General features: G+C 50.0%; 4 protein-coding genes. 2 read left to right on the plus strand and 2 right to left on the minus strand.

The window, feature by feature from the left end; all coding sequences use genetic code 11:
- Positions 1 to 150: 150 nt before the first annotated feature.
- Positions 151 to 2,586 carry a DUF2339 domain-containing protein gene (locus AB9P05_RS24845; protein WP_371911608.1) on the plus strand — a complete coding sequence of 812 codons (2,436 nt, stop codon included), beginning with the start codon at positions 151 to 153 and terminating at the stop codon, positions 2,584 to 2,586.
- Here the strand turns inward: AB9P05_RS24845 and AB9P05_RS24850 are convergent.
- Positions 2,552 to 3,604, minus strand: coding sequence for an alpha/beta fold hydrolase (locus AB9P05_RS24850; RefSeq protein WP_371911611.1), 1,053 nt, complete (start codon positions 3,602 to 3,604; stop codon positions 2,552 to 2,554). The genes AB9P05_RS24845 and AB9P05_RS24850 overlap by 35 nt on opposite strands.
- 292 nt (positions 3,605 to 3,896) lie before the next feature.
- On the opposite strand from AB9P05_RS24850, the gene AB9P05_RS24855 reads away from it, so the two are divergent.
- Positions 3,897 to 5,690, plus strand: coding sequence for a T9SS type A sorting domain-containing protein (locus AB9P05_RS24855; protein WP_371911609.1), 1,794 nt, complete (start codon positions 3,897 to 3,899; stop codon positions 5,688 to 5,690).
- Between the two features lie 151 nt (positions 5,691 to 5,841).
- On the opposite strand, the gene AB9P05_RS24860 is transcribed toward AB9P05_RS24855, so the two are convergent.
- Positions 5,842 to 8,547, minus strand: a complete 2,706-nt coding sequence (locus AB9P05_RS24860) for a fibronectin type III domain-containing protein (protein WP_371911610.1) — start codon at positions 8,545 to 8,547, stop codon at positions 5,842 to 5,844.
- Positions 8,548 to 9,159: the final 612 nt, after the last annotated feature.

The following is a 9,159-nucleotide window of genomic DNA, read 5'->3' on the forward strand; positions in this document are numbered from 1 at the left end:
AGGGTTTGTGGCTTTTTAAAAGCTAAATAATACCCCATAAAGTACAGCAATACATGTTCTAAGCGTTTCATTCCCTATATTGCCATTTGCAGTCTGCGCCCATCCCTCCCCGGGCAGGCGTAGCTGCTTCTCTAAAAAGGGAACGAACGTATGAGCCACGAACATGATAAGTATAGCGCGCTGATGAAGCGGCTGGATTACCTGCTTGATAAACAGAACGACCTTCTCGCCGAGATCATGAACGTTCGTTCTGAAGTAAGATCAATGAAAGCAGAGGATGCCCCTGCCCCCTTACACAAGGAGCAGTCCTCACCTGAAGAGTCCGGCCCTGAGTCTGCTGCCAAGCCTGTTACACCCCATGTATCCCCTGTAGCACAGGACCGGAAACCCCAACCTGTGCCAACTCCTTCCGGAAAGACAGCCCCGGGGATGACGCGGAAAAAGCCAGTGGCAAAAACCCCCCGTATCGATATAGAAAGCTGGATAGGTCAGAACCTCATCAGCAAGATAGGCATCGCCATTACCGTTATCGGGGTGGCCATCGGAGTTAAGTACTCCATTGATCATAACCTGATCAGCCCCGTTTTGCGGATGGTCACAGGCTACCTGATAGGAGGGGGCCTCATCGCAATCGGCTACCGGCTCAGGCGTAAGTTTGAGAACTACAGTGCTATACTGGTAAGCGGCGGCATCGCCACCCTCTACCTCGTTACCTTCAGTGCATATAACTTCTTTGACCTTATCCCCCAGGGCCTGGCCTTTAGTATTATGCTCCTGCTTACCGTCTATGGTATTTACACCGCCATCAGCTACAATAAGCAAGTCATAGCTCATATAGGCCTGGTAGGCGCCTATGCCGTCCCGATACTCCTCAGTGATGGCAGCGGCCGCGTAGAGGTCCTGTTCAGCTACGTGGCTATTATCAATGTAGGCATACTCGTACTTGCCTACCGTAAGTACTGGACAGCCCTCAATTACAGTTCACTGCTTATTACCTGGCTGCTATACAGCGGGTGGCTGCTGGACGGTTACATACAGGAAGAGCATTTTGCTCTGGCCCTTACCTTCCTTACCATTACCTTCCTTACCTTTTATGCCATGTTTCTGGTGTATAAAGTCACAAGGAAAAAAGAGTTTTTACTTGAAGATGTATTCCTCCTACTAGGTAACAGCCTGATCTATTACATGATCAGTAACCTGCTTATAAGCAATTACACCCCGGCTGAACCATACCTGGGTCTTTTTACCCTGGGCAATGCATTCGTTCACTTACTTGCAGCCATAATCATCTTCCGCCAGCGGGTGGATCAAAAAGTATTTTACTTTGCCGCCGGGCTTGCCGGCACCTTCATCACTATCGCTATTCCTATACAACTGGATGGCACCACCGTAACCCTGCTATGGTCCCTGGAGGGCGCTGTGCTGTTTGCTATAGGCCGCATCCGTAAGGCCGGATTCTATGAAATGTTTGCCTACCCCCTCCTTATTATCGCCTTTGCCAGCCTCTTGCTGGACTGGAGAGCAGGTTATGATCAGTTTAGCTTCTATAACCAGGAAGGCTATATCACCCCCATTTTTAATATCTACTTTTTCAGCACACTTATATTTGCCTTAGCCTCAGGCACCGCTGTTTTTCTGTCGCAAAAGTGTACCCTATATGGCAGTAATAAGTTACGTGAGCTGGCAGAACCCCTGGGTGTATTTCTCAGCGTATTACTGATCGTTACCGTATATAATATGTTCCGGCTTGAGATAGCCAATGCCATAAGCCAGGCATATGCACAGGCCCTCATTGCTGCCGATGGCATGGACGATGCCAGCCCCTATGGCAAAGTGCATGATCCTTATCTTTACAGTCTGATCCTGCAGTTTGCTTATAGTGTCGTATTTATTGCGCTGCTGGCCTTTCTAAATCTCACTAAATTGCGCAAAAGGGCCTTGTCCTCCGTCACCATCGTTTTGCACTACATCACCGCAGGTCTATTTGTCCTCATGGTACTTTATAGTCTTGGTGAACTTCGGGACCATTTCCAGAGAGGGCTTCCCCCGATTACCATCATGCCCCCTTATTTTCCCATTTACGGCCGGTACCTCATCATGGCCATCATGGCAGGGAGTACTATCATGGCAAGAAAACAATTATTGCAATTCAGTAAGACTTCACACCTCCCCCGGTTCTTTATCCTTAGCATACACCTCATGGTGCTTTGGACACTCAGCAGCGAACTTATTCACTGGATGGATCTGGCCGGGTATGACGCAAACTATAAGCTGGCACTCAGCATCCTGTGGGGCTGCTATGCTTTGTTCCTCATCATAATAGGCATGAAGCAAAACCGCAAGTACCTGCGCATAAGTGCGTTTACATTGTTTGGGGTCACACTATTCAAGGTATTTGTCTATGACCTGGAAAGCCTCAATACCGTTTCGCGCACCATCGTATTCGTGAGCTTGGGAGTCCTGCTCCTTATCAGCTCCTTCCTGTATAATAAATACAAAGACCTGCTACTTGGTGAGGAGGAGACAGAGCCCCTGAACAACCCGGCAGAGCCTATTCCTTCAGAAAATCGACTAAAGGACCTATAAACCGGTCAAATGCTTCTATATGCGGAAGATGCCCGATGCCCTCCAACTCCACCAGTTGCGCATCGGGTATTTTTTCCTTAGTCTGTTCGCCGAGTTCATCGTATAGCCCCATAGTAGCCCGCACCTCTTCACTTACCAGGGGTTTGCCCAGAGCCGTCCGGTCACGCGTGCCAATTATGAGAAGAGTGGGCATAGTCAGCTCTCCAAACTCATACACCACCGGCTGCGTCAGGATCATATCATACGTAAGTGCCGCATTCCATGCGATCAAGGGGTAATTATCATTTAAGGTCCATCCCGCTAGCATATTTACCCATTCATTATAGGCCGGCTTCCAGTTGCCATCATAGTAGTTTTCCTTCTGGTACTGCTTGATAGCCTCGTAGTCCTTCTTCAACTCATTGTCATTCCACCAGCTTACCGGCTTGTAAGGGACCTTTAACTTATAATCTTCCAGGCCAATAGGGTTTACCAGCACCAGCTTCTCCGTTAGGTCCGGGTACATTAAGGAAAAGCGGGTGGCCAGCATGCCCCCCATAGAATGGCCCAGCACCGTGGTACGGCTAATATCGAGCGTATCGAGTAGGCTTTTCGTATTCATTGCCAGCGTATGAAAGCTGTACTGAAAGTATTCAGGTTTGGTAGATTTGCCGAAGCCAATCTGGTCCGGCACAATCACGCGAAACCCTTCCGCCGTAAGCGCCTCGATAGTCGTTTCCCAATAAGCCCCGTTAAAGTTCTTGCCGTGAAGCAGTAATACGTTTTTCCCATTGTAATTATCCGGTTGCACATCCATATACGCCATTTCCAGCATTTGTTCCTGCACATCAAGCCTGAGATGCTTTACCTCGTAAGGGTATTCATAATTGCTGAGGTCAGTCTGCAGCAGCCGGATCTCAGCCTCTTGGGCAAGAGACAGTGCAGTGCCAGTTAGTAGTAGTACCACAGTCAGTAAGTAACGTACGTCAGAAGCTTTCATTTTCAAATCCATTTCAGCCTTAACTTCCCCGGGCCTCATAGGTTTCATTTTTCAAGTAAGGCTATTAGGTTTAATTGGATTGACCGTTACGACCGGTTTTATAATTAATGATTAATTAATACACCGATATATATTCTGATTATATTGATATAAGTGAGCGCTAATAAGGTGTTGACACACTGGTATTAGAACAATATTTTAGCTCCCTGTCATGCTCTCACGCTTGATTTCTATTATTCCTTGGATAGATGAATGACTGGTATTCTACTCCCGTTCGTCCCTGCTAATTTGGTTAAATTAGCTTGCTGTAATCATTTAAACTTTAATCCAGATGAGAAAGATTTACCTGTTTATCTTACTGACTATGACAGTCGGTACTGTACTCGGGCAAAAGGCCATGGAGCTGCAACGCTACCAGGCACCCGGTGACCCAAACCTTGATCCCAACTGGGACTGGACGGTTAGCAGTCCCGTAACCATGTATTACTCGCCAAACGGGTCTACCGTCACCCAAATTAATAACCGCTATGTACCCTTCTGGACCAGTGGAAACGAACTGGCAGCTGATAAGGACATGCACCCCGAGGATGGTTGGGTCCTGGCCTGGAAGGACTTCGGTACCCCCACCGATGCCCCTGCCTTACCCTTCTTTGTATTATATAATAAGTACCGTGGCACCCTGCGATTCATGATCTATAATGCCACCAATATCTCCCATACTTTCTTTAAAGGGGAGTTGTCCTTCCGTAACGATTCAGATAAGTATCCACTGTTTACCCATACCGCCAAGGATAAGGTATTTGGCTGGGACTTTAACGATACCCAGACAGAAGTATACCTGGGCGAAGGAGCCGCCTACAACAATTGGTTCTACCTCGACTTTGTCATGTTCGGATACAGGGATAATATGAGCTTTGGCAATACCATCCTGCACCTCGAGGTACACGGTGTGGATGAATCACAGGTATCCCTGAATGGCTCAATAAGCCTCGAACAACAGCTTAAAGAGTCCACGGTAGGTAATGGCAAAGATGTGGGTGAGTCTGTCATTGGTGCCCTTGAAAAAGGACACAAATACTACAAAGGCGTGGAAAACTTCCGTAGTGATATGGAAAAGGCCGGAACCAAGCATAAAGATGATACCTGGTGGGGGCAGCCCCTTCTGAATGTTATGTCAGCAGGTGTATCTACCGCTTTGCCCGTCGTTGGTGGTGTGGTGGGGCTCATCTCATCTTTTATTGGGGGCAAAAGCACACCTGCTCCCCGCGAGCCGATTAGCTTCCTTGGGGAGATGGATCTTTCCGGAAAAATTACCACCACCGTTCCTCTCCTCAATGCCGATTTCAAGCTTTCACCGGGTAACCAGGCGCCCGATAAGTACAGTACAGTGCAGGCTATTGACTGGGGTGTTTTTAGCGCGTTGTTTCCGCCACGCATACAAGTGACGCAGGTAGAAGAGTGCCGTGAGGACTGGTACTACGGTAACCTCACCTGCTACAACAGCCACGGCGTGCTGGAGATGCATCAGCAGGTGATGCCTTACGATTTCAATAACGATATCGGCATGAGCATTGTAAGCATGGAAGCAGCCTACGTGTGGGATAACAAAGAAGGCTTCGACTACCTGCCCTGGAGCACCTTCAAAACCAAGTCTTACCAGATCGGCTACTATGATGAGCCCGATGGTATTTCGTATAAGATTACCTTTAAGATCAATAGCCCTACCATTAACTCTGATGATGAGATCGTAATGGTAAAGACCATTCCTATTGACCTGACATATCTGCGAGGCTGTGAAGGAGACTGCCGCTACCGTGTGGCGCAGAACGATGGCCCCAATAAAGTCAAGGAAGAACTGCCGCTGTCCCAAGAGGTTACCTTACACCCCAACCCCGCTACTGACCAGGTCACCGTAAGTATACCAGCCACCGTGGCAGGTAATGGCCAGGTCATGCTGATGGATGCGATGGGCAGAAAGGTATTGAGTGAGAGAATATCACTATTGCCTGGCATGACAAGCTACCAGCTACAGGCAGACCAGGTAGGGGCGCTCGAAGCCGGAATCTATATGGTAGTAATAAAAACCCCTTCCGGTTTGTATAAGAACAAACTTATTATAGAATAGTAAGCAGACACTTTAAACGGATAAAAGGCCTCCTGCCACAGAGCGGGGAGCCTTTTCTTTTTACCCTCTCAGAGCCCCAAAGCACAAAAGCCCCCTGCCGGATAGCAGAGGGCTTTTGCATTTGATGGGAAAGGCTTATCAGGTGTGTGACTTATCTTTTCACATACCTGCCTTGTACTACCCGGCCGTTTTCCTGCTCTATCCGCACAAAGTATATACCATTTTGCAGATGGCTGGTTTTTATACTAATCATACCTTCCCTAGCAGCATAAGGTGTAGCCGCTACCCGGTGGCCATTAACAGAGATGAGGTACAGCGTTCCCTGCCCCTCTATACCACTTCCCTGCAAGTCAATTGTCAAAGACTCATCAAAAGGATTAGGAAAAGCCATCAGTTCGCCTTTGTCAAGCGAGAGTTCGGCAATAGAAACAGGCAGATCCACCACCGGCTCAGCCAGGCGCTGACCAGCTACCGTATACTCCACATGTAGCAAGGCAGCACGCGAGGAAGAGCCATCATAAGCCTCAGCCGTCCGGCGTCCGCTACCGGTGACCATGAAAGCCATCGCCCCTGAGGCATTATAGTCATCCCGGTTCACAATCTCCTGTACTATCTGCTTTAGCTCCGGCGTCTGCTGCGTACTGCTGCTTGCGCCCACAGAGCTCCATGCTGAGGGCGACCAGCTTACCGAAGCGCTTGTCTTCGTCCGGCTGCTTACATTGTAGCTGCTCGTGGTAAAGGCTGCAGCGCTACCCCTGTCTTCTCCATGGATGGTAAGGCTGCTGCCGCCGGATGTGCTTTCATCCGTAGTAAACCGGATGTACGCCCGTGTTATCGTGGCCCCGGCCGGGATATTATGCCCGGTAAAGCGCAGGCCAACAGACTGGTTGCCACGCGTACTGCCATCATATACCAGTTCTATGTCAGAGCTGTTCATATACATCCCCCCGTTCTGGTTTTCCTCCACATCATCGTTGCCCGACGCTATTCGCACATCCACCGTACCGTTGGTAGCCACCGTTTCATCCTGTGTATATTCAATATACAGCAAAGGAGCCGAAGAAGCAGAGCCATCGTATGACTCCGCTGTGCGTTTGCCACTTCCTGTGATCATTAGGCTCATAGCGTTTCCACTGCTCCAGCCGCTACGGTTCACGATCTCCTGTATGATGCTTTTCAGCTCAGGGGTACGCTGCGCAGACCCTGACTCGCCCACCGAACTCCAGCCCGCCGGGGACCACGCTACAGAGGCAGAAGTCTTGCTCCGCGATGAAACATTGTAGCTTGAAGTAGAAAAGGCAGAAGAATTGTTCACATCCTCTCCCCGAATCGTCAGCGACGTGCTGCCCGTCGTGCTTTCATCCGTAGTGAACTGCAGGTAAGCCCTTGTTACAGTGGCCCCCGAGGGTACATTCACACCCGTAAATCGCATGCCCACCGTCTGGTTTCCGGCAGACTGATGGCTGTCATACACCAGTTCCAGGTCCGAACTGTTCGTGTAGATCGTTCCGGACGCTGCCTCTTCCACATCGTCCATACTGCTGCTAACGCGTACGCTTACCGTACCCGCATCGCTGTCCCCTGTAGGAGGAGCCGTCGTGCCTTCATTCAGTATCGTGACCACCGCGCCGTTGCTCGGGTTCCATATGTCCAGGTTAGCCGGTGTGGCAAAGATATTATTATCACTCACCGTACCTACCTGATCCGCGTTATCCACCCTGATGGTACGCAGCTCAATCTTATCCTCATCTACAAAGATCCACTTGAACTGGTTAAACCGACCGCTGTTACGCGTCCATGCCTTGTTATCATCATTCGTGCGCAGTGGGGCTCCCCAGCAGCCTTCACCTGCATACACTGTGCCGTTTGCATCGTCACGGATAAAGCCCTCATCGCTACCTGATCCCGTATAGGGACGAACCGGCCACGTCGTTTTTACCGTATGTGCGTCACACTCCACTACCAGCTTTACCTTATGCTGGTAAAACAGCCCCGCCCAGTTACTGTACTGGCCGTTTCCTTCAGACTTGCCGCTTACATGCGGACGCATCGGCTTGTGGTACTGCGCCATTTTCCACGTCACGTTCCCGTTAGCCGCCAGATCGTTTGCCAGCCACGTAGTTTGGTCACCCCCTGTGCTTATCTCAGTATTGAGCGTATAAGAGCGTACAAGGCCGCCGCCAAAAGTCAGGGCATAGTATACATTACTGTTCGGCACATCAAACAGGTTCACCAACATAGTATTACTGCTCTCATGGTTACCCCGTGTAGCTACAAATGGGATGATGCGGCCATCACTGCCGATGCTGTACTGCCAGTCATCAAACCAGCCCTGCCACTGCGAGTCATAGCCATTGTCCGTCATATCACCGCCAAATAGTACCGCATGCGGCCTTAGCTTAGCCACCAGCTTATTCGCATTGATCCGGGGCGTACGGTTGTTCCGGCTGTCACCACCTGCAATAAACGAAAGCCGCTCCGTAGGGGAGTCAGGAGCCGTTTTAAACCATAGCCTGCGGCTCGTGCCCTGGCTGTCACGGATCACGAAGTAGTAAGCCGTATTAGGCTGCAGCCCCGTCAGGCGCACAAAGTGGTTGTTCATGCCCTTGTAGCTCACCACCCGGTCCGGAGTGGCACTATTGGGGTAAGCGCTATAGGTAGTGCCCTCATCGGCTGTGCCATAGTATACCACAGGGTTGCTTCCGCTCGCCTGGTTCCACCCGATCACCATGCTCCTGGCCGGGTCCGTGCGCCACATCACACGGTACTTGTCCGTAGTGGCTTCTGCCAGGTGCGCCAGCGACAGGCATATCACCGTCAGCAGCACACCTGAAATAGTGGTAAAGGTCTTCATCATAGGGTCGAATATGTATGTTAAAATTTGCAGCGAAAATACGCCACCCATACCTTAGGAAGGTGAATTGCAGGCTATGACAGTGTTATCTTTGTTGTGTAATGGTAACGAATGGATAATGATAGGGGAGACCTTTTTGGGAAATTCTATGCCATGCTATAGCCAACATTCAGATAACCCTGATAAGCCCATAGAGCACTTATTTCCACCCCAGCCCCCAAAATTCCTTTCCCCCGCTGAAGTTAAACGAAGCGCAACTCTATGTAGGGAAAGGTGGCCGCGGTGGTGCGCATACGTGCCCAAGCAAGTAACTTCGAAGAGCAATAGTTGCCTTCCCTATAAAGTCAACTCGCGGCCGGAAAGGGAGCCTTACCACTGTCTCATCTATACCCCAGAGTATATTCTATTCAACGCCTTCATTAGCTAATCCCTAACTAGGCCAGTCCCATCGGGACGCAGGCTTTGTAGCCCAACAAAACCCAATTAACCCCAAGTGCCATAGGCACGCAGCCTACCCTCCGGGGAAAGTAAATCGCACCTTTGCCCGCAAAATTCCTTTCCCCCGCTAAAGTTTAATGAAGCACCCTGCTACTTAGGGAAAGGTGGCCGCGGTGG

Source organism: Roseivirga sp. BDSF3-8 (genome assembly GCF_041449215.1).
Classification (GTDB): Bacteria; Bacteroidota; Bacteroidia; order Cytophagales; family Cyclobacteriaceae; genus JBGNFV01.